The sequence below is a fragment of the Aquabacter sediminis genome (assembly GCF_028863665.1).
GTDB lineage: Bacteria > Pseudomonadota > Alphaproteobacteria > Rhizobiales > Xanthobacteraceae > L1I39.
This window is the reverse complement of record NZ_JARBFX010000006.1, coordinates 61993-80778: the sequence shown is the minus strand read 5'-3', so window position 1 is coordinate 80778 and position 18786 is coordinate 61993. Positions and strand designations below refer to the sequence as shown.

Here is an 18786-nt window from a genome sequence, read left to right as displayed (position 1 = left end):
AGGGCGCACCGCTGGGGCACTTCTAGAGCGCTGCCGGGCGGCGGGCTTCCACATCCTCCTCCGGCCGAAGGGGGCCAGGATCGTCTGGAAGGGGCGGCATGGCCACTATGGGCGCCGCCTTGGGCTCGGGACGCAGTGGCGCAGCCTCGGCCTTGGCTTCCTCGACAGGCTCCGTCTCTAAGGGCTTCGCCGGTTCCGGGTTGGGGACGATGGCGGGCTTGGGCGGAGGCACGGCGGCGATGGCGGCGCGCAGGCGCTCGGCTTCGTGCTCGATGAGCGGCGTGGCGGTGACGCCCGGCGGCACCTCCCACACATAGGCGTCGAGCTTGCCGGTTACGGGGGAGACAGGCGCCCAATGCTCGGAGACCACGCCATCGGCGATCCAGGCCGGATCGCGAGGCGCGCGCAGGGCCCGCGCTGCCCATTCCCGCGCCTTGCCCACATCGGCATTCTCGCTGGCTTCCAGCTCCGCCATCAACAGGCAGATGCGCTGCGTGGGTTCCATGGCCAGCGGCTGGAGGACGGCCCGGGCCTCCTGATATTCCTGCGCGTCCATGGCCGCGTGGGCGAGGGCGATGCGGCTCTCGAAATGATCTGGAACCGTCGCCGCCAGGACACGCACCCGCTTCAGGCGGTCCGCTGCGGCGTCGCCCGGACGCAGATGGGCATAGACCTCGGCCAGTTCGGGATGAGGCGTCGCCTCGTAGGCGGCGGTGAGAATCTTGGCGGCCTTCTTCATCTCGCCGGCCTGGCCCAGCAGCCGCCCGGCCACCGTGGCGGCGGGCACAAGGCTTGGCGCCAGGCGCACCGCCTCCACCGCGCGTTCACGCGCCAGAGCCGGGTCGCTGGTTTCGATGGCCATCGCCTCGGCCGCCAGCAGCACCGCGCGGCGGCGGCGATACTGGATCTTGTCGATGCCACGGGCGGCCATTTGCCGCTCCAGCGTCTCGCGGGCGCCGGCATAGTCGCCATCGGCGCAGCGCGCCTCGATGACCGCGTCCACCGCCCAGGGCAGGGCCGGGGCGAGGTTGGCGGCCTCCTCGGCCAATGTGCGGGCGGCGGGGAGATCGCCGGCCCGGCGAGCCTCCATCTGCATGCCGCGGAGCGCGAGGATGCGGGTTTCAGGCGCCTCCAGCATCAGCCGGAAGGACTGAACGGCAACGTCCCGGTCGCCATCGAACTGGGCGGACTGGGCCGCCAGCAGATGGGTCAGGGGCTCGTGCGGCAGGTAGCGGGCGGCATCATCGCGCGCCCGGCGGGCAGCGGCGGCGTCTCCCGCTCCGATGGCCAGGAGGCCGCGAGAAATGGCGTCCCATCCCTTCTCCCGCCGCCGACGGCGCGAGAAGCGCGCCAGGAGGCGAGGCGAGGAGAAGATGAAGGAGATGAGCCGCCAGACCAGGATGAGCACGCCGGAGAACAAGGCGAGCGCGGCCAGCGCCACGGGGACCGTGGTCTCCAGGCGCCAGCCCTGCCAGACGATCACCATCTCTCCCGGCCGATCGGCGATCCAGGCGGCGCCGAAGGCGATGAGGGCGAGTGAAACGAGAAGGAGGACGAGGCGGATCACGGAACCTTCCCCGAAATGGCGGCCAGCGCCTGCTGATAAAGGGTGGTCGCGGCATTGGCCGCGTCACGGCGGGCGGTGATCTGCGCTGTGACGGCGGCCAGCTTGGTCTTCAGGTCGGCGGGCAGGGCGCCCAGAGCCTCGAGCGCCTTGTCCAGCTCGCCCGCCCGCAGCGCAGCCTGGGCCGCCGTCAGCCGCTCTGCGGCGGCCGGCGCGGCGGCGGTGTCCGTGCTGCGCACGCGCACCAGGCTTTCGGCGCTGGAGAGCAGGCGGTCCACCATGGAGGCGCCGGCGGGGGCGGGCGCCTCGCTGACCGGCTGTCCCGCGGCCGAGGCCGCCTCGGCGAGACGACGCGCGAGTTCGCTAGGTGTTGGCAGGCCGGTGGCCGCCGCGGCGGCGGAGGCGTCGAGGGGCGCAGCGGCCGGGCCGAGCACGGCACGCGCCGCTGCCAGCTCCGAAGTGTAGGGCCGTCCGGACAGGATGGCCTCCCGAAGGGCGCCCACCACCGCCAGGGTCGCGACCGTCTTGTCTGAGGCGGCGGTGGCGGCGGCCACCTCGTCCATCTTCTTTTGAACCGCGTCGATTCGGCCCGCAAGCGCGGTCACCTGCTGGCTGACCGAGGCGGCGGCGGCTGCACTGTCCTTGGCTGCACCCAGCATGGTCTGCTGGGACTGCTTCAGAGCATTGATATCGCCCTGGACACCGGACAGAGCGGTTTTCAGGTCCACCGGCGGCACGGCTTCCAGCTTTGCCACCCGCCCTGCCAGGGAGGTCAGGGCCGCAGGATCCACCACGGGGCGCGCTTCGAGCACCACCACGCGCGCTGCGAGGTCGCCGTCCGGGCCGCCCGCGATGCGCCAGTTGAGGCCGTAGGCGACGGCAGCCGCCGCCAGCGCGCCGGCCAATGCGCCCACCGGCAAGGCGATCCAGGGCGAGGGGCCGGGGCGATGGGGCGGGGGCGGCGGGGGAATGAGGGCGGCCTCAGGGGCGTCCGGGGCCTTGCCGGGCGGAGGCACAGCCTGGGTCGGCGCCTCATCAACCGCCGCGCGAGGGGCATCTTCCCCTTCGGTCACCGGCTTCGCGGGCGCAGTGTCCGCGGCGGCTGTGGGCGTCGCGCGCACGTCAGGGAGGATGGCATCGGGTTCGGCGGGCATGGGATCGTCCACCACCGCTTCGGGGGCGGGGCGGGAGGCGCGATCCTCCGGCGACAGGTCTGAGCTCGCTGGGCCCGGCTCGGTGCCGGTCGGGTCCTTGCGGCTGCGATCGTTCCTCGCCATGGGCCTCCTCGTCCGTTTGATCCGGGCCTGTCCGGCTTAAACCGCCCGACCCTGCGGGGCAACCGCCGACGTGGCAGTATGGTTTCACACGATGTGATCGATCTCTAGGTGGCCAGCATGGCCATGGTGAGGCTGACCCCCTCAGGGCAGGGCCCGTCCGAGCGGTGAAACCGCCCCTAGCGCGCCGGGTCGCAAGCCGGCAGGAGCGCCAGGAGGGAAGGTTCTTCGGGCCGGCTGGCTGCCGCCACCCGCAGGCCAGCGGCGTTCAGCGGCGTGGCCACAGCGGCGGACAGACAAAAATGGCTGAGCTTGCCCAGTGCGTCCATCAGCCCCGCCCGCTCAACCGCCGCCAGCAGCGCCGCTACGGTGCGGGGCGAATAATGCAGCGCTCCCTCCAATCCGCCCGTGGCGAGCGCCTGCTGCGCCTCCGTTGACAGTTCCGTTGCCGGCACCGCGCGATAAAGCACGCAGACTTCCACCGAAATCGTTCGTCCGGGAATGGCCGTGGCGATACTCCCCGCGCGCTCCTCGCCTGCCGCATGCAGGACATGGGCTCCGGGGGGCAGGTGCTGCACCAGGGTGTGGGCGAGGCTTGCGACATCACCGGCGCAGTCGATCACCTCACGGAACCCGGCTCCCCTCGCCTCTGCTGCGGTGCGGTGGCCGACGGCAAAGGCAGGGCGGGAGAAGAAGTCCGCCGCCCGTTCATCCGCAGCCAGGGCGCGCACCGCATTTAGGCTGGTGAAGGCCAGTGCGTCGAATGGCCCCCGGGGCAGGGGCCTGCCCGTGGGCACGATCCGGAGCATAGGGTCGCAAACCACCTCATGGCCGAGGCCCGCAAGCCGCGCCATGGTGGCGGAGGCGCCGGGTTCGGGGCGGGTGAGGAGAAGGCGCATTCCGGTTGCTCAGGAAAGGCCCAACGCCCGCGCCGGCGCGGAGCCGCGCAATTCCGCGCCAGCGACGGCGCCGAGCATGGCCGCCTCATCCGCGGCGCCGCTCATGTCGATGGCGGCGCTGTCGCGCCCATCCGGCGTCATGACGAGGCCGCGCAGGCGCACCTCCCGGCCGGACACGGTGGCAAGGCCCGCAATGGGGGTGCGGCAGGAGCCGTCCAGGGCGGCGAGCAGGGCCCGCTCAGCGGCCAGTGCGATGCCCGTGTCGCCGCAAGCGACGGCAGCGATGGCGGCATTGGTTTCCGGATCGTCCATGCGGCATTCAATGGCCACCGCGCCCTGGCCTACGGCGGGCAGGAAGTCGTCGGTATCCAAAAGGGCGCTGGCCTTTTCCGCGAGCCCCAGTCGGGTGAGCCCCGCCAGGGCGAGAAGGGTGCCGTCGAACTCGCCATCCTGCACCTTGGCGAGGCGGGTGTGGACATTGCCGCGCAACAGCTTCACGTCGAGATCCGGCCGCACCCGGCGCAATTGGGCCTCCCGGCGCAGCGAGGCTGTGCCGACACGCGCGCCGGAGGGCAAGTCTGACAGGCTGGCGCCGGAACGCAGGATCAGCGCATCGCGCACATCGGCGCGGGGCAGGTAGCCGGCAAGATGCAGCCCCTCCGGCAGCAGGGTCGCCACGTCCTTGGCCGAATGGACGGCAAGGTCCACGCGCTTGTCGAGCAGCGCGTCCTCGATCTCCTTGGTGAACAGCCCCTTGCCGCCCGCCTCGGAAAGGGCGCGGTCCTGGATCTTGTCGCCGGAGGTGCGGATCACCTCGATGACGATGCTCTCCGGCGGTCGCGCGAGCTTCTGTGCCAACGCATCGCGCACCGCATGGGCCTGCCACAGGGCGAGCGGACTGCCGCGGGTGCCGATGGTGAGCCGGGCGGAAGAGAAGGAGGGCAAGGACATGAGGGAATGTTTCGTCTCTTGTGTCGTGGTCGCATAGGATGATAGCCGGAATCGCGGGGGGATGGAGCGGCGTTCCGGCGCAGGCGCTGGATCGGCGTTGCGCGCGTGACGCATTGGGCGTGGTGGCGCACATGCGGACTGCGCTGGAGCATAGCCGGCGCGGAAAGAGACCGGCAAGGCCGGTTCGGGGAGGGGTGAAGTGGCGGACCTTCTGGTGCTCGGGATCGAGACCACCTGCGACGAGACATCGGCAGCCGTGGTGGCGCGGGCACCCTCGGGGGCCGGGCATATCCTCTCAAACGTGATCCGCAGCCAGGTGGAGGCGCATTCCCCCTATGGTGGCGTGGTGCCCGAGATTGCGGCGCGCGCCCATGTGGAAGTGCTCGACAAAGTCATCGCCGAGGCCATGCGGACGGCGCGGATCGGCTTCGGCGACCTTGCGGCGGTGGCTGCCGCGGCTGGCCCAGGGCTCATCGGCGGCGTGATCGTCGGGCTGACCACCGCCAAGTCCATCGCGCTGGCCGCCCGCCGGCCGCTGGTGGCGGTCAATCATCTGGAAGCGCATGCCTTGACCGCCCGGCTGACGGACGGCGTCGCCTTTCCCTATCTGCTCCTCCTCGTCTCCGGCGGCCACACCCAGTTGCTGGCAGTGGAGGATGTGGGCCGCTATCGCCGCCTCGGCACGACGCTTGACGACGCGGTGGGGGAAGCCTTCGACAAGGTGGCGAAGATGCTGAGCCTGCCCTATCCGGGCGGGCCTGAAGTGGAGCGCCAGGCGCGGGACGGCGATCCCAACCGCTTCGTGTTTCCCCGCCCCATGCTCGGCCGCCGCGAACCGGACTTCTCCCTGTCCGGCCTGAAGACGGCCGTGCGGCTGGAGGCCGACCGCCTCGCTCCACTTTCCGACCAGGACGTGGCGGACCTGTGCGCCTCCTTCCAGGCGGCGGTCGTGGATGTGATCGACGACCGCGTGCGGGCGGGCTTGCGCCAGTTCCGCGACCTGATGGGCTGCGCGCCCACCGCCCTTGTGGTGGCCGGTGGCGTGGGCGCCAACGGCGCCATCCGGGACGCGCTCCACAGGGTGGCGATCGAAATGGGCACACGGGTTGCGGTGCCGCCTCCGGTGCTGTGCACCGACAACGGCGCCATGATTGCCTGGGCGGGGGCCGAGCGCCTGTCCCGGGGCCTGACCGACTCGCTCTCCATCAGTCCGCGGGCCCGCTGGCCGCTGGACCCAGGCGCTGTGGCCGCGAAGGGGTGAGGCATGACGGCATTTCAGCGCATCGGGGTGCTCGGTGCCGGTTCCTGGGGGACGGCGCTCGCCAATGTGATCGCCCGCGCCGGGCGGCAGGTGGTGCTGTGGACCCGCGATCCCGCGCAGGCAGCGGAATTGTCCGCCCTTCGGGAGAACCGCAAGGGGCTGCCCGGCATTCCCCTGGAGCCCGGCGTGGCGGCCACGGCCGACCTGGAGGCGGTGGCGCTGACGCAGGCCATTCTCCTGGTGGTGCCGACCCAGGCGTGTCGGGAGGTGCTCCAGGCCATCGCACCGCGCCTTGTGCCTGGCGTGCCTATGGTGTCCTGCGCCAAGGGCATTGAGCGCGGCACGCGCGCCTTCGTGACGCAGGTGATTGCGGATGCGGCCCCCATGGCCCGCCCCGCCGTGCTGTCCGGGCCGAGCTTTGCATCCGACGTCGCGCGCGGGCTGCCTACCGCGGTGACGCTCGCCGCCCAAGACGAGGTGCTGGCGGAAGCGCTGGCCACCGCCTTCGGCTCCTCCACATTCCGGCTCTATCACTCCAGCGATGTGCGGGGCGCTGAGATTGGCGGCGCCGCCAAGAACGTGCTGGCCATCGCCGCCGGCATCGTTGCGGGGCGCCGCCTTGGCGCGAGCGCTGCTGCAGCGCTCACCGCCCGTGGGTTCGCGGAACTTGCTCGGTTTGGCCGCGCCTTCGGCGCGCGGGGCGAGACTTTGTCCGGTCTTTCCGGCCTTGGCGACTTGATCCTCACCGCCTCCGGTCCGCAGTCGCGCAATTTTGCCTATGGCCTCGCCTTGGGGGAGGGGCGCGTACCGGAAGGGAAGCTGGCGGAAGGTGCTTTCACCGCGCAGGTGCTGGTGGAGTTGGCGCAAGCCCACGGCGTCGAGATGCCCATCGCCCATGCGGTGGACCGCGTGCTCTGCGGCCATCTGACCATCCCCGCCGCCATTGAGGCGCTGATGGCGCGCCCGCAGCGCTCCGAGGAGATTTAGGCGCACCGGCTCCTGCCGATGCGCCCTTTGGCCGGCTCAGAAGCCGGTGAGCACCGTATGCATATGCTCCACCTGGGGCGGGGAGGCGAAGTGCGGGCCCACCAGCTTGCGCCACTCCTGGAAGTCCGCCGATTCCCGGAAGTCCACCATGTGGTTCTCGATGGTCTCCCACTCCACCACCAGCGTATAATGCTGAGGCTTTTCAACCGAGCGGTCGATGCGCATGGAGCGGCAGCCCTTGGCGCGCTGGAACAGCGGCACGGCGAGGCGCGCGCCCGCCTCAAAGTCGGCCTCATGGCCTTCCTTCACTTCGATCTGCGCGATTTCATAGACCATTCTTGTCCTCCCGAGCATCGATTGGCGTGCGACGGAGCGCCTGTCGTCCGGCGGCCGGCCGTCTGCCTCCAGGTGAGAGGGGCGGCCGATCCGGTCGCCCTAACCGATTGAATAAAGGCAAACCGGCGCGCTGTCCCCCGCCTCCAACGACATTTCAGAAATGCACGCCCCGAAGGCCCACCCCGACCGCCAGGCCCTTGCCAAGGCGCTGAACGTCTCGCTAAAGCCTGACCTTCGTCCGTCGCGAGAATGAGGGGTCCCATGGCCCATTGGCTCTACAAGTCCGAACCGTTCAAATGGTCCTGGGACAATCAGGTGGCCGCCGGCGCCAAGGGCACGCATTGGGACGGCGTGCGCAACCATTCAGCCAAGCTCAATTTGCTGGCCATGAAGGTGGGCGACCAGGGCTTCTTCTATCATTCGAACGAGGGCAAGGAGATCGTGGGCATCGTGGAGGTGATCCGCGAGGCCTATCCCGACCCTTCCGATCCCACGGGCAAGTTCGTGATGGTGGACCTCAAGGCAGTCCGCCCGCTGAAGTTCCCGGTGAGCCTTGCGACGATCAAGGCCGATCCGCGGCTCCAGGAGATGGCGCTGATGAAATATTCCCGCCTTTCGGTGCAGCCAGTCACCGACGCGGAGTGGGAGATGGTGCTCGGGCTGTCCGAGGCGGGCCCGCAAAGCTAAATCGCCGCGTGCCCCCGGTCCCGACTGGCAAGGCCGGGGCCGGGGCCAGGGTTCCGGGGGCCGGCGCTGCGGGTTGCGGCGCGGCGCTCAGGGCCTCATCGGACAAAGATGAGGTCGGTGCGGATATAGTGCCGCATTTCCTCGATCTCCTCGAGAAAAGGGCGCACCAGGGCAAGAAATGGCGGGAAGTGGGGTCCCTGGCGGAATCCCTTGAGGTGGTCGTCGGCGGACCGCCATAGGATGCGGAGGGTAAAGACCTCAGCCTCATCGGCGCATCGCGACATCTCGTAGCCCAGACACTCGGGCGAGGCCTGCAAATGAGCGCCCGCCTCCTCATAGGCGGCGAGCAAGGCGTTCGGGCTATGCTGCTTTAGCCGATAACGCACATATTCCACGATCATGACGCGTCTCCTGCGCGGTTGAGCAGGGCAAAGGCACTGTCCTGGGGCATCCGGCCGGACAGAGCCGTGTGAATCCAGAGCATGGCATATGGCTCCAGAAGGCGGGCCAGCGCCAAGTTACCCACCCACTTGGCGGCAAATCCCAGATCAGTCACCAACTGGGATACCTGCTGGAGTGCGGTCCCCTGAGGGCCGGCGATGAACATCACGGGTGGGGCGACAAAGCCGGACGTATCCGCCATCACCTCGTATCCCACCTGATTGAGCGTCTTGAATACCAGAGCGCCCGGGCACCGCGCCGCAACCTCCTCGCTGCCGGATCGATCGAAGCCGAGTGCGAGGGAGATGCCATCCGGGCCGAAGGCCAAGGGATTGGTGGCATCAATGAGGATGCGGCCCGACAGGTCGCCGCACGCTTTGAGCGCGTCAGGTACGTCCTGCCAATGGACGGCCAGGACGATGAGGTCGGCCCCCCGAATGGCATCGGGGGTGGTGCCGACCATCGCCTTGCCAGCCACGTCCGCCGCAAGCTCGGCGGATGAGGGATCGCGCACCCCGTAGCGGATGGCGTGTCCCGCGCGTGCCCAGCCCTTCCCGAGCGCGCCGCCCACATGACCGGCGCCGATGATTGCGATCTGCATGCGCGAACTCCTTTCGCGCCCAGAATTGCGATGCTTAAGTTATGAGAGCCAGTGAATTTGGTGAAGGATGGATATCGATATCAATCATATCCGTCGGCTGGACGGGGGCCTGCTTCTTGTGTTCCGGGAACTGGCCGCCACCGGACAGGCGACGGTCGCTGCGGAACGCCTGGGGCTGAGTCAGTCCGCGGTAAGCCATGCCTTGCGACGGCTGCGCACGGCGCTGGGCGACGTCTTGTTCGAGCGCCGGCCCAATGGCCTTGTGCCCACTGCGCGCACGCTCCAGCTGGTGCCTGTGGTGGAGGAAATCCTCGCCCTCTCCCAGGCGCTCGCCCCAGCGGGGGGCACCTTTGATCCCTTCGGGTCGCGACGGCATTTCCAGATCGCCGCCGCAGACCTGATCTCCACCCTCCTGGCCGCGCCACTGACCCGCCGCTTTCAGGTCTCGGCCCCCCAGGCGCGCTTCTCGTTTTCCTTTCTGGTGGGGCAAGCGGCGTGCGAGGCCGTGCGCCGGGGCGACGTGGACGTGGCGATCGGGCGATTCCATGCCTTGCCGCGCGGAGTGGCCAGTACCCTCCTGTTCGAGGAGCACTTCGTCGTGATCGCTCGGCGGGGCCATCCTGCTTTGGTCAAGGGGCTCGATCTCGCCACCTTCCTCTCGCTGGACCATCTCCTGGTGTCCTTCCTTGGCCGGGTCACGGGTCCAGTGGACGAGGTGCTTCAGGCTAAGGGGCTGCGACGGCGGGTGACGGGATCGCTTCCGCTGTTTCTCGGGGTCTTCGATGCGGTGGCAAGGAGCGACGCGATTGCCACGGTCTCCAATCGGCTCGCTGACCGTCTGGCGGCACCCTTCGGCCTTGACGTATGGCCCGTCCCGATCGACGTCCCTGCCTTTCCCGTGGTGGCCGTGCGCCGCGCACCGCCGCAGCGAGATCCGGGCTTTGACTGGCTCATGAATGAAGTAAAAGCCGCGTGCGAGGCGTCAGCCGGGCATCTGGATGCCCGCGCGCCAGATGAGGTGCGAAATGCCGAGCCCCGTGACGCCGCTCCCTGATCCGCGCGCCTTCGTGGCCGCCGAGACGCGCCTGCGGCCCGTGCCGCTTGTTCCTGAAATCAGCCTTCATGTGGCTGACGAGGCAGTGCCGCTCTGGCATCGCACCGAGGAAGAGCTGGGCGAAATGGGCTTGCCGCCCCCCTTCTGGGCCTTTGCCTGGGCGGGCGGGCAGGCGCTGGCGCGCCATGTGCTCGATCATCCCCACTTGGTCGAGGGGCGCAGCGTGCTGGATTTTGCGTCCGGCTCGGGCCTCGTGGGCATAGCCGCCGCCAAGGCGGGGGCGCGCATTGTGACCTGCGCCGATATCGATCCTTTCGCCCTTGCCGCCATCGGCCTCAACGGTGCCGCCAATGACGCGGTGCTGGAGGGCCGGCAGGTGGACCTCATCGGCACGGACGAGGGCTGGGAGACGGTGCTCGCCGGTGACATCTGCTACGAGCGCGACCTTGCCGCGCGGGTGTTCGACTGGCTGCTCACCCTCTCGGCACGGGGCGCCATCGTGCTCATCGGCGACCCAGGCCGTTCTTATCTGCCCAAGGATCGGCTGGAGCAACTTCAGGTCTATTCGGTGCCGGTGACGCGGGAACTGGAGGACATGGAGATCAAGCGCACCGCCGTGTGGCGGCCGCGCGCTTGAGGCTTCAGTCCTCCATCAGCACGACGGCCTTGCCTTGAACCTTGCCTTGCGAGACGAGGTCGAGGGCCTCGGGCAGCGCAGCGAAGGGGAAGCGGCGCATGATGCGCGGCTTGAGGACGCCTGCCCGCCACAGGTCGAACAATTCCGCCTGAACCGCGCGTACCTTTTCCGGCGTGCGGTCGCGATAGTCGCTCCACTGCAGGCCGGAGACGGAGATGTTCTTCACCAGCAGATAGTTGACCTTGATGCTGGGGATCTCGCCGGCGGCAAATCCGATCACCACGAGCCGCCCGCACCAGGCCATGGCGCGCACGGCTGCGGCGAAGAATGTGTCGCCCAAAGGGTCCAGCACCACGTCCGCGCCATGGCCGTCGGTTGCGGCGGCCACCTGGGCGCGCAGGCTGTCGCGCAGATCGGGAACGGCAAGGTTGATCACCGCATCGGCTCCGGCCTGCCGCACCACCTCGGCTTCCGCCTCCGAGCGCACCCCGGCCAGCACGCGCGCTCCCAGCCCCTTGGCGATCTGAACGGCCGCAAGCCCGACGCCGCCCGCCGCGCCACCCACCAGGACGGTCTCTCCCCGCTTGTACTGGCCGCGTTCCACCAGTGCGAAATGCGCGGTCTGATAGACGAGGCCCATGGCTGCGGCCTCGGCGAATTCCATCCCGTCCGGCAGGCGGAAGGCTTGGGAGGGGGAAACGAGGGCCTGTCCGGCGAAGGCGCCATGCTCCACCTGGCCCATGATCCGGTCGCCCGGCGCGAAATCCGTGACACCGGCGCCGACGGCTTGGACGATGCCGGCCAGATCCTTGCCCGGCGCGAAGGGACGGGGCGGCAGGATCTGATATTTGCCTGAGACCACCAGCGTGTCGGGGAAGTTGATGCCGGCGGCCTTCACATCCACCACCATCTCGCCGGGTCCCGGCATCAGATCGGGCAGGGTGTCGATCTGCATGGACGAGGGAGCGCCATGCTCCCAGACGCGATAGCTGCGCATTGGGGCTTCCTCAGATGGCCAGATAGGGATCGGTGGTTTCGCCCAGCTTTGGCGCGCGGGCGCGGCCGGGCTCGGCGCGGAAGGCGGGCACCACCGGCACGGGCAGGGCCGGAAGTTCACCCTCGGCGGTCTTAAGCGAGTGGGCGAACACGCGGCGGGCGGCGATGTGCGGGTCTTTCACCGCTTCCTCCAGCGACGCGACGATGGAGCAGCACACATCCTGGCCCGCAAAGGCCTCCTGCCATTCCGCCGCGGTGCGGCCGGCAATCCGCTCGCAGATGCCGGCAATGACCGCATCTGCCGGCGCATCCACCGCCCGCAGGGGCTCGGGCAGTGCGATGATGCGGGTGAAGTTCTCCCAGAACTTGTCCTCCAGGGGCGCGGCGGCGACGTAGCGCCCGTCCTTGGTGGCATAGATGCGGTAGCGGGGCGAACCGCCCGTCACCAGCTCGTCGCCGGGCTGCGGCCAGCCGGCGCCGGAAAAGCCGTTCCCGAGGCCCCAATAGAGAAAGGTGAACAGGTTGTCCGCCATGGCGATGTCGAGGTGGCAGCCAAGCCCCGTCTGGTCGCGCTGGCGCAAGGCCAGGAGGATGTTCAGCACCGCCGGCAGGGTTCCGCCCGCCACGTCCGCCGCCAGAACCGGCGGCAGGACCGGGGCGCCGTCCGCACCAGCGGAGAGGCCGAGCACGCCAGTCTCGGCCATGTAGTTGAGGTCGTGGGAGGCCACCTGAGCCTTCGGGCCGGTCTGCCCCCAGCCGGTGATGGAGCAATAGATCAGCTTGGGATTGATCCGCCGCAGCGCCTCATAGCCGAGGCCGAGGCGGTCCATCACACCGGGCCGGAACTGCTCCAGCACCACGTCGGCGCGGGCGAGCAGGGGCTTGAGGCGCTCCAGCGCGTCGGGGGCCTTCAAGTCCAGGGCGATGGACTGCTTGCCCCGGTTCAACAGCACGAAGTTCACGCTGTCCTCGCCCACCTTGGGCGCGTAGGCGCGCATCTCGTCGCCCCGGCCGGGCCGCTCGATTTTCACCACGCGGGCACCCGCCTCCGCGAGGATGAGGCTGGCGAGGGGGCCAGGCAGGAGGGTGGAGAAGTCCACCACCAGGACGCCGTCGAGGGGCCGCATGGCTCAGGCTCCCTTCAACTGGCGGGCTTTGGCCACCTGCGCGCGGCGGGCTGGCGCATAGGCCGGATCGCCCAGGGCCTCGTAGAGGGCCGAGGTCACGTCGTGATGAGCGGCAAGGCCGGTGCGCTCTAGAAGCGCGATGGGGCCTTCCGGATAGCCCAGCCCCAGGCGCAAGGTCAGGTCCATGTCATCGGCGGTGGCAAGGCCAGCATCGAGCTTGGCGAGGGCCGCGTTGTAATAGGGGCGCACAAGTCGATCGACGATGCGGCCGGGGAAGTCGGCGCAGACGGCGGTCTTCAGGCCGTGGGCGGTGAAGAGGGCGCGGGCGGCCGCGATCGCTTCGGGCGACGTCTTAGGCTGACGGACGATTTCCACCAGATCGGAGGGCGGCGCCTCCCCCAGCCGGAAGCGGGCAAAGCCCAGCACGTTCGCGCCTTCCTCGCCCCGGCTCTCGCCGGTGTACACGCCGAGGCATTCGGTGCCCAGCTCGATCAGGATGGCGGTGTAGCGTTCCTTGTCAGCCAATGCGGCGAGGGCGCGCCCGGCACCGGGGCCCAGGAGAAGTACAACGTCGCCGGCCTCGCTCGCCGCCTCGGTCAAGGGATGGGGGGCGGGGAAGGAGCGGCTGGTGCCGGAGGCGATGACCCGGTGGGAAGATGCAGGGTGCGACATGGGTCAGGCTCCGAAGATGGCCGAGGTCTGGTAGTCCAGGAAACCGCGTTGGGTCTTGCGGCCGAGCCGGCGGGCAGCGACCATCCGGCGCAGCAGAGGCGGGCAGGCGGCGCGGGGCTCATGGGTGACGCCATGGAGCGCCTCGCACAGCAGCACCTGGGTATCGAGGCCCACCAGGTCCAGGAGTTCCATCGGCCCCATGGCGTAGCCGAGCGCGCCCTTGATGGCGGCGTCGATCTCCGCCGGTTCGGCGACGCCTTGCTCAACCAATCGGATGGCGTCGTTGTTGAAGGGCACCAGGAAGGCATTGAGGATGAAGCCGGGGGCATCCTGCGTCTTCACCGGCCGCTGGCCCATCTCCTCGCACAGGGTCCAGGCGCGGGCGAAGCTCTCGTCCGAGGTGTTGAGGCCCGGCGACATCTCCACCAGCTTCATCAATTGCGCCGGCAGGCAGAAATGCATGCCCACGAAGCGATCATCTCGGCCGGACTTGGCGGCGATTTCCGTGATGGACAAGGTGGAGGTGTTGGAGGCGAACAGGGTCTCGGGCGGGCACACGCCATTGAGTGCCGAGAAAAGCTGCCCCTTCACCTCCAATTCCTCGAAGATGGCTTCGATGACCAATCCGCAGACCGCCATGTCGTCGAGCGTGCTGGTTCCGCGCACCCGCGACAGGATCTCGTCCACCTCGGCCTGGGTGAGCTTGCCGCGCTGCACCGACTTGCCGAAGAAGGCACGCATCTGGCCGAGGGCGGCCTCGACGCGCACCGGGTCCAGGTCGAACAGCAGCGTGGGGAAGCCGCCGCGCGCGGCCACGATGGCAATGCCGGTGCCCATGGTTCCGGCGCCGGCGACGCCGATGGTGATCTTTGCGGTCATGGGATGTCCTCAGCGCTCGATGAAGCTGCGGCCGATGAGCTGGCGGTGGATCTGGTTGGTGCCTTCCCAGATCTGGGTGATCTTGGCGTCGCGCATGAGCCGCTCCACCCGGTAGTCCTTCACATAGCCGTAGCCGCCATGGAGCTGGACCGCCTCGGTGGCCATGCGCATGGCAAGGTCGGAAGCCCGCATCTTCAGGATGGAGGCCTCGATGCCGATGTCCGCGACCCCCGCATCCACCTGCCGGCCCACATGCATGAGCCAGGCGTCACACAGGGCCAATTCGGCGGCGAGGTCGGCGAGCAGGAACTGGATGCCCTGGAATTCCACGATCTTTCGGCCGGACTGGCGGCGGCCGTTGATATAGGTCACCGCATCATCGAAGGCGGCATGGGCGATGCCCAGCGCATGGGCGCCCACCGACGGCCGGGACTTGTTCAGGGAGGCTAGCAACAGCTTCAGCCCCTCGCCGGGACCACGCAGCAGATTGGCCTTGGGCACCCGGCAGCCGGCGAAGGACAAGGTGGCCGTGGAGGAGGCGCGGTGGCCCATCTTGTCTTCCAGCCGCGACACGGACAGGCCCGGCGTGCCCTTCTCGATGACGAGGCAGGAGATGGCTGTCTTCTGGTCCTCCACCCCCGCCCATTTGCCGAAGACGATATAGAGGTCGGCCACATCCCCGTTCGTAATGAACGTCTTGGAGCCGTCCACCACGATCTCGTCGCCCTCCGGCGTGAAGCGCGTGCGCATGCCGGTGGCGTCCGAGCCCGCGTCCGGCTCGGTGATGACGAGCGCCGCGAGGCCCCCCTCGGCGATGCGGGGCAGGAGGCGCTCCTTCTGCTCCTCCGCGCCGAAATCGATGAGCGGCTTCACTGCGTGGAAATTGGTGGCCCAGATGATGCCGGTGGAGGCGCAGGCGGCGGAAATCTCCCGCACGCAGGCAAGGTAGGCGAGATAGGACAGGCCCGCCCCGCCATAGGCCTCCGGAACGAACATGGCATTGAGGCCAAGGGCATTGATGCCCTTCACATTCTCCCAGGGGAATTCGCCGGTCTCGTCATGCTGGGCGGCGCGAGGCGCCACCTCGTCACGGGCGAAGGCGCGCACGCTGTCCAGCAGCAGCGCCTCATCCTCCGGCAGGCCCCATTGGTCGTCGAGGCGGGAAAGCACGGTCATGGAACGCCTCCGTCAGTGGGCAATGCCCTGACCGCCATCGAGATAAATGGTCTCGCCGGTCAGGAAGGGCAGGTCTTCGCCAAACAGGGTGGCGATGAGGCGGGCGACTTCGTCCGCCTGGGCCGGCCCGCCGGTGGGAATGCGGGCGGCGAGGAAGGCCCGGACCTTCTCGGAGGCCAGATAGTCCTTGTTGAGGTCGGTCTCGATATAGCCGGGGCCGACCGTGACCACGCGGATGCCCTTCGCCGCCCATTCCACCGCAAGGCAGCGCGTCAAGGCGGCAACGGCGGCCTTGGAGGCGCAATAGGCCGCGTTGTGGCGCACGCCCAGCTTGTCGAAGAAGGAGCCCATATTGACGATCAGCCCGCCGCCCGCCGCCACCAGGTGCGGATAAGCCTTCTGGCAGACGGAGAAGGTGGCGGTGGCATTGGTGCCCATCACCTCGGCGAACTCCGCCAGCGGCTGGCTGTCGGAGGGGCGGGCCACATGAAGGCCGGCATTGTTGACGATGCCCGTGATAGGGCCGGCCTCACCCGCGAACTGCGCCAGCGCGGCCTCCACGGCGGCGGCATCGGAGACATCGCCCTTCAGCGGGATGAGGCGGGGGGCAAGATCGGCGGGGACGGAGAGGTTCTCGGGTCCCAGGCCCTTGCGGGAGAAGCAGCCCACCACATGGCCGCGCCGGGCCAGTTCCAGCGCGATCACCTCGCCGATGCCCCGGCTGGCGCCCGTCAGGAAAATGTTGCGTTGGCTCATGTCAAAGGTCCTGGAACTGCGGCTTGCGCTTTTCGACGAAGGCGGCGAGGCCCTCGGCGGCGTCCTGCGTGCGATAGGCGAGGGTGGAGAGGTCCGCTTCCGTCCGCAGGCCTTCGGACAAGGGCATGGAGAGCGCCCGCTGCACGGCGGTGCGGGCCAGGGCGAGCGCGGGCAGGCCATAGCCCGCGAATTCCCCCGCCAGCGCCTTGGCCGCTTCCAGGAGGTCGCCGTCTGCCACGCGGTTGACGAGCCCCATGGCGAGGGCCTCCTGCGCGGTGATGGTGCGGCCGGTGAGGATCATCTCCAGCGCCCGCGCCTCGCCCACCAGGCGCGGCAGGCGCTGGGTGCCGCCATAGCCGGGAATGAGGCCGAGCTTGATCTCGGGCAGCCCCATCTTGGCCTTGGGCCCGGCCACGCGGAAGGTGCAGGCCATGGCCAGTTCCAGGCCGCCGCCGAAGGCATAGCCGTTGATGGCGGCGATGGAGGGCACCTTGAGGGTGTCGAGCTTGGCGAAGACGCGCTGGCCGAGCTCGGCGCCCGTCTTCTCTTCCATCAGGGAGCGGCCCATCAATTCCGTAATGTCGGCCCCGGCGCAGAATGCCTTCTCGCCTGCTCCCGTGATGATGAGGGCGCGGGTGTCCCATCCGCCCACCTCATCCAAGGCGGCGCCGATGGTGTGGATGAGGTCGAAGGAGAGCGCGTTCAGCGCCTCCGGCCGGTTGAGCGTGAGGACGGCAAGGTCACCGTCGCGGGCAAGGTCAAGCATGGAGAGCCTCCGGATCGCTGCGCGGTCAGGCGGGACGGGTGAGGGGTGGCGCTACGAAGCGCACCGGCTCGGGCTGAAGGGCACCGGCGCGCACCAGATCCACCAGGTCGCGCTTGAGCACCTTGCCGCTGGCGGTCATGGGGAAGGCGTCGAGGGCCAGGTAATATTCGGGCATGTCGTACTTGGAGAGACCGGCCGCAAAGAGATGGGCCAGCATGTCCTGAGCCTCCACCCGCCGGCCCTCGCGGGCGATGACGGCGAGGCACACTTTCTCGCCCAGCCGGTCGTCCTGCACCGGGAAGGCCGCGACCTTGAAGGCGTCGGGATGGCGGATGGCCAGGTCCTCGATCTGGGAGGGATAGATGTTGTGCCCGCCGCGAATGATGAGGTCTTTCAGCCGGCCGATGATCTCCAGGTTGCCCTGCGCATCGAGCCGCCCCAGGTCGCCGCTCATGAACCAGCCATGGGCGTTGAACGATTTTTCGGTGGCCGTCTGGTTGCCGAAATAGCCGAGCATCAGGCAGGCGCCCCGCCCGCCAATCTCGCCCACCTCGCCGGGGGCGGCCTCCTCGTCCGGCGCCTCGGGGCGCCAGATCTTCACTTCATAGGCCGCGCACGCCTTGCCGCAGGTGCGCACCATGGTCTCCATGTCGTCGTTGGGCAGGGTGTATTGGTGCGAGCCATTCTCGGTCATGCCGTAGATGTTTTGCGGGGTGACCCCAAAGGCCAGGAACCGCCGCGCCACCTCCATGGGGATCGCCGAGCCCGCCATGTAGAACGTCTTGACCGAGCCGAGCCGGGACATGCCCCGCCGCTGCGCTTCGCCCAGGATGTCGATGGCGTGGGTGGGCACGCCCATCACATAGGTGGCGCCAGTCTCGATGATGCGGTCGAGCGCGCTTGTGCCCTTGGGCACGTCATTGACCACCAGTTCCGCGCCGGCGGCCAGCATCTGCTCCAGCGCCACCGTGCCGATATGGTGGCTCTGGGGGCTCAGCGAATAGATCACCCCTTCCGGCCCCAGCCCCCAGTCGCCCGCCAGCGCCCGGCCATTGGCCAGCAGCGTATTGTCGGAATGCATCACGCCCTTCGGCTGGCCGGTGGTTCCGGAGGTGAAGGCGAGATAGACCACCTTGTCAGGGTTCGCCTGCGGCCCCGCCGACGGTTTTGCGCCGTCCGGCCCCGGCAGGGCGGTGGCGCCCTCAGGCGGGGCCGCATCTTCCGCGCAGAGGGCATAGATGCGCCGCATGGCGGGGAGGGCGCGGGCCATGGCGAAGATGTCGACCCGGTCCGCATCGGCCCCATAGCCCGGCTGGGCGAGGAGCGCTGCGGCGGAGCAGCGCTCCAGGAGCGTGGTGATCTCTCCCACCGTATGGTTCTGGTGCAGCGAGGGCGTGCACACATAGCCATTTCGGGAGCAAGCGAGGAAGGCGACCGTCGCCTCCACGCGGTTGGGCAACCAGACGCCCACACGGTCGCCTGGCCTGAGCCCCGCCGCCTCCAAATCGCCCGCCAAAGCGTCCGCCCACTCCACCAGCGTCCGCCAGGTGAGGCGGCGCGTGGCGTCTCGCAGCGCGAAGGCATTGCCGCGTGCTGCCGCATGCGCGACCGCGCAGCCATAGAGGGTCTCGTCGCGCCATTGGCCGGTGGCGTAGTGGAAGCGCGCGGAGGCCGGGTCGTGCAGGGTCAGGAGCCGCGGCATAAGCGGCGGCCCCTTCCCAT

The 18786-nt window shown here is 69.1% G+C and carries 19 protein-coding genes and 1 pseudogene; 5 read left to right on the top strand and 15 right to left on the bottom strand.

What is annotated here, in order from left to right:
• Positions 1-22: 22 nt before the first annotated feature.
• From PV781_RS13880 to hemC, 4 genes are all read right to left on the bottom strand, one after another.
• Entirely contained in the window at positions 23-1567 is a 1545-nt protein-coding gene (locus PV781_RS13880) for a heme biosynthesis protein HemY (RefSeq protein ID WP_274776226.1), read from the bottom strand.
• Complete coding sequence (locus PV781_RS13875; RefSeq protein WP_274776225.1) at positions 1564-2841, bottom strand: COG4223 family protein; 1278 nt, start codon at positions 2839-2841, stop codon at positions 1564-1566. The genes PV781_RS13880 and PV781_RS13875 overlap by 4 nt, the downstream gene beginning before the upstream one ends.
• A 176-nt stretch (positions 2842-3017) precedes the next feature.
• Positions 3018-3737, bottom strand: coding sequence for a uroporphyrinogen-III synthase (locus PV781_RS13870; protein WP_274776224.1), 720 nt, complete (start codon positions 3735-3737; stop codon positions 3018-3020).
• Between the two features lie 9 nt (positions 3738-3746).
• On the bottom strand, positions 3747-4688 hold the full coding sequence (hemC, locus tag PV781_RS13865) for a hydroxymethylbilane synthase (RefSeq protein WP_274776223.1): 942 nt from the start codon (positions 4686-4688) through the stop codon (positions 3747-3749).
• 199 nt (positions 4689-4887) lie between these two features.
• On the opposite strand from hemC, the gene tsaD reads away from it, so the two are divergent.
• Together tsaD and PV781_RS13855 are read left to right on the top strand one after the other, a co-directional pair.
• On the top strand, positions 4888-5949 hold the full coding sequence (tsaD, locus tag PV781_RS13860) for a tRNA (adenosine(37)-N6)-threonylcarbamoyltransferase complex transferase subunit TsaD (protein WP_274776222.1): 1062 nt from the start codon (positions 4888-4890) through the stop codon (positions 5947-5949).
• 3 nt (positions 5950-5952) lie between these two features.
• On the top strand, positions 5953-6936 hold the full coding sequence (locus PV781_RS13855; RefSeq protein ID WP_274776221.1) for an NAD(P)H-dependent glycerol-3-phosphate dehydrogenase: 984 nt from the start codon (positions 5953-5955) through the stop codon (positions 6934-6936).
• Positions 6937-6972: 36 nt separating this feature from the next.
• On the opposite strand, the gene PV781_RS13850 is transcribed toward PV781_RS13855, so the two are convergent.
• On the bottom strand, positions 6973-7272 hold the full coding sequence (locus PV781_RS13850) for an antibiotic biosynthesis monooxygenase family protein (RefSeq protein ID WP_274776220.1): 300 nt from the start codon (positions 7270-7272) through the stop codon (positions 6973-6975).
• 261 nt (positions 7273-7533) lie between these two features.
• On the opposite strand from PV781_RS13850, the gene PV781_RS13845 reads away from it, so the two are divergent.
• Positions 7534-7959: an EVE domain-containing protein gene (locus PV781_RS13845; RefSeq protein ID WP_274776219.1), complete on the top strand. Its 426-nt coding sequence runs from the start codon at positions 7534-7536 to the stop codon at positions 7957-7959.
• 95 nt (positions 7960-8054) lie between these two features.
• Here PV781_RS13845 and PV781_RS13840 read toward each other — a convergent pair whose 3' ends face one another.
• Together PV781_RS13840 and PV781_RS13835 are read right to left on the bottom strand one after the other, a co-directional pair.
• Positions 8055-8360, bottom strand: a complete 306-nt coding sequence (locus PV781_RS13840; protein ID WP_274776218.1) for a putative quinol monooxygenase — start codon at positions 8358-8360, stop codon at positions 8055-8057.
• A pseudogene (locus PV781_RS13835) lies at positions 8357-9013 on the bottom strand (NADPH-dependent F420 reductase); the annotation flags it as partial. The pseudogene PV781_RS13835 and the gene PV781_RS13840, both read right to left, overlap by 4 nt.
• A 55-nt stretch (positions 9014-9068) precedes the next feature.
• Between PV781_RS13835 and PV781_RS13830 the strand changes: the two are divergent.
• Both PV781_RS13830 and PV781_RS13825 read left to right on the top strand, forming a co-directional pair.
• Complete coding sequence (locus PV781_RS13830) at positions 9069-10055, top strand: LysR family transcriptional regulator (RefSeq protein WP_274776217.1); 987 nt, start codon at positions 9069-9071, stop codon at positions 10053-10055.
• Positions 10027-10692, top strand: coding sequence for a class I SAM-dependent methyltransferase (locus PV781_RS13825; protein ID WP_274776216.1), 666 nt, complete (start codon positions 10027-10029; stop codon positions 10690-10692). The genes PV781_RS13830 and PV781_RS13825 overlap by 29 nt, the downstream gene beginning before the upstream one ends.
• 4 nt (positions 10693-10696) lie before the next feature.
• On the opposite strand, the gene PV781_RS13820 is transcribed toward PV781_RS13825, so the two are convergent.
• From PV781_RS13820 to PV781_RS13785, 8 genes are read right to left on the bottom strand one after another with little or no spacing between them, the layout of a single operon-like run.
• Positions 10697-11689, bottom strand: coding sequence for an NADPH:quinone oxidoreductase family protein (locus tag PV781_RS13820; RefSeq protein ID WP_274776215.1), 993 nt, complete (start codon positions 11687-11689; stop codon positions 10697-10699).
• A 10-nt stretch (positions 11690-11699) separates the two neighbouring features.
• A complete protein-coding gene (locus PV781_RS13815; RefSeq protein ID WP_274776214.1) occupies positions 11700-12815 on the bottom strand; it encodes a CaiB/BaiF CoA transferase family protein in 1116 nt (371 codons plus the stop codon).
• A 3-nt stretch (positions 12816-12818) separates the two neighbouring features.
• Positions 12819-13487 (bottom strand): 3-hydroxyacyl-CoA dehydrogenase family protein, encoded by a 669-nt coding sequence (locus PV781_RS13810; protein WP_274776213.1) that lies wholly within the window; start codon positions 13485-13487, stop codon positions 12819-12821.
• 3 nt (positions 13488-13490) lie between these two features.
• A complete protein-coding gene (locus tag PV781_RS13805) occupies positions 13491-14366 on the bottom strand; it encodes a 3-hydroxyacyl-CoA dehydrogenase family protein (protein ID WP_274776212.1) in 876 nt (291 codons plus the stop codon).
• Between the two features lie 9 nt (positions 14367-14375).
• Positions 14376-15542: an acyl-CoA dehydrogenase family protein gene (locus tag PV781_RS13800; protein ID WP_274776211.1), complete on the bottom strand. Its 1167-nt coding sequence runs from the start codon at positions 15540-15542 to the stop codon at positions 14376-14378.
• 12 nt (positions 15543-15554) lie between these two features.
• Positions 15555-16298, bottom strand: a complete 744-nt coding sequence (locus tag PV781_RS13795; protein WP_274776210.1) for an SDR family NAD(P)-dependent oxidoreductase — start codon at positions 16296-16298, stop codon at positions 15555-15557.
• Position 16299: 1 nt separating this feature from the next.
• Positions 16300-17064 (bottom strand): enoyl-CoA hydratase/isomerase family protein, encoded by a 765-nt coding sequence (locus tag PV781_RS13790; RefSeq protein ID WP_274776209.1) that lies wholly within the window; start codon positions 17062-17064, stop codon positions 16300-16302.
• A gap of 25 nt (positions 17065-17089) precedes the next feature.
• A complete protein-coding gene (locus PV781_RS13785) occupies positions 17090-18766 on the bottom strand; it encodes a class I adenylate-forming enzyme family protein (RefSeq protein ID WP_274776208.1) in 1677 nt (558 codons plus the stop codon).
• Positions 18767-18786 lie beyond the last annotated feature (20 nt).

What these genes read in the sequence shown, in the direction of transcription:
- PV781_RS13875 (WP_274776225.1), bottom strand. Translation starts at nt 2,841, where the DNA reads ATGGCGAGGAACGATCGCAGCCGCAAGGACCCGACCGGCACCGAGCCG.
- PV781_RS13870 (WP_274776224.1), bottom strand. Translation starts at nt 3,737, where the DNA reads ATGCGCCTTCTCCTCACCCGCCCCGAACCCGGCGCCTCCGCCACCATG.
- hemC (WP_274776223.1), bottom strand. Translation starts at nt 4,688, where the DNA reads ATGTCCTTGCCCTCCTTCTCTTCCGCCCGGCTCACCATCGGCACCCGC.
- PV781_RS13855 (WP_274776221.1), top strand. Translation starts at nt 5,953, where the DNA reads ATGACGGCATTTCAGCGCATCGGGGTGCTCGGTGCCGGTTCCTGGGGG.
- PV781_RS13850 (WP_274776220.1), bottom strand. Translation starts at nt 7,272, where the DNA reads ATGGTCTATGAAATCGCGCAGATCGAAGTGAAGGAAGGCCATGAGGCC.
- PV781_RS13845 (WP_274776219.1), top strand. Translation starts at nt 7,534, where the DNA reads ATGGCCCATTGGCTCTACAAGTCCGAACCGTTCAAATGGTCCTGGGAC.
- PV781_RS13840 (WP_274776218.1), bottom strand. Translation starts at nt 8,360, where the DNA reads ATGATCGTGGAATATGTGCGTTATCGGCTAAAGCAGCATAGCCCGAAC.
- PV781_RS13830 (WP_274776217.1), top strand. Translation starts at nt 9,069, where the DNA reads ATGGATATCGATATCAATCATATCCGTCGGCTGGACGGGGGCCTGCTT.
- PV781_RS13825 (WP_274776216.1), top strand. Translation starts at nt 10,027, where the DNA reads ATGCCGAGCCCCGTGACGCCGCTCCCTGATCCGCGCGCCTTCGTGGCC.
- PV781_RS13820 (WP_274776215.1), bottom strand. Translation starts at nt 11,689, where the DNA reads ATGCGCAGCTATCGCGTCTGGGAGCATGGCGCTCCCTCGTCCATGCAG.
- PV781_RS13815 (WP_274776214.1), bottom strand. Translation starts at nt 12,815, where the DNA reads ATGCGGCCCCTCGACGGCGTCCTGGTGGTGGACTTCTCCACCCTCCTG.
- PV781_RS13810 (WP_274776213.1), bottom strand. Translation starts at nt 13,487, where the DNA reads ATGTCGCACCCTGCATCTTCCCACCGGGTCATCGCCTCCGGCACCAGC.
- PV781_RS13805 (WP_274776212.1), bottom strand. Translation starts at nt 14,366, where the DNA reads ATGACCGCAAAGATCACCATCGGCGTCGCCGGCGCCGGAACCATGGGC.
- PV781_RS13800 (WP_274776211.1), bottom strand. Translation starts at nt 15,542, where the DNA reads ATGACCGTGCTTTCCCGCCTCGACGACCAATGGGGCCTGCCGGAGGAT.
- PV781_RS13795 (WP_274776210.1), bottom strand. Translation starts at nt 16,298, where the DNA reads ATGAGCCAACGCAACATTTTCCTGACGGGCGCCAGCCGGGGCATCGGC.
- PV781_RS13790 (WP_274776209.1), bottom strand. Translation starts at nt 17,064, where the DNA reads ATGCTTGACCTTGCCCGCGACGGTGACCTTGCCGTCCTCACGCTCAAC.
- PV781_RS13785 (WP_274776208.1), bottom strand. Translation starts at nt 18,766, where the DNA reads ATGCCGCGGCTCCTGACCCTGCACGACCCGGCCTCCGCGCGCTTCCAC.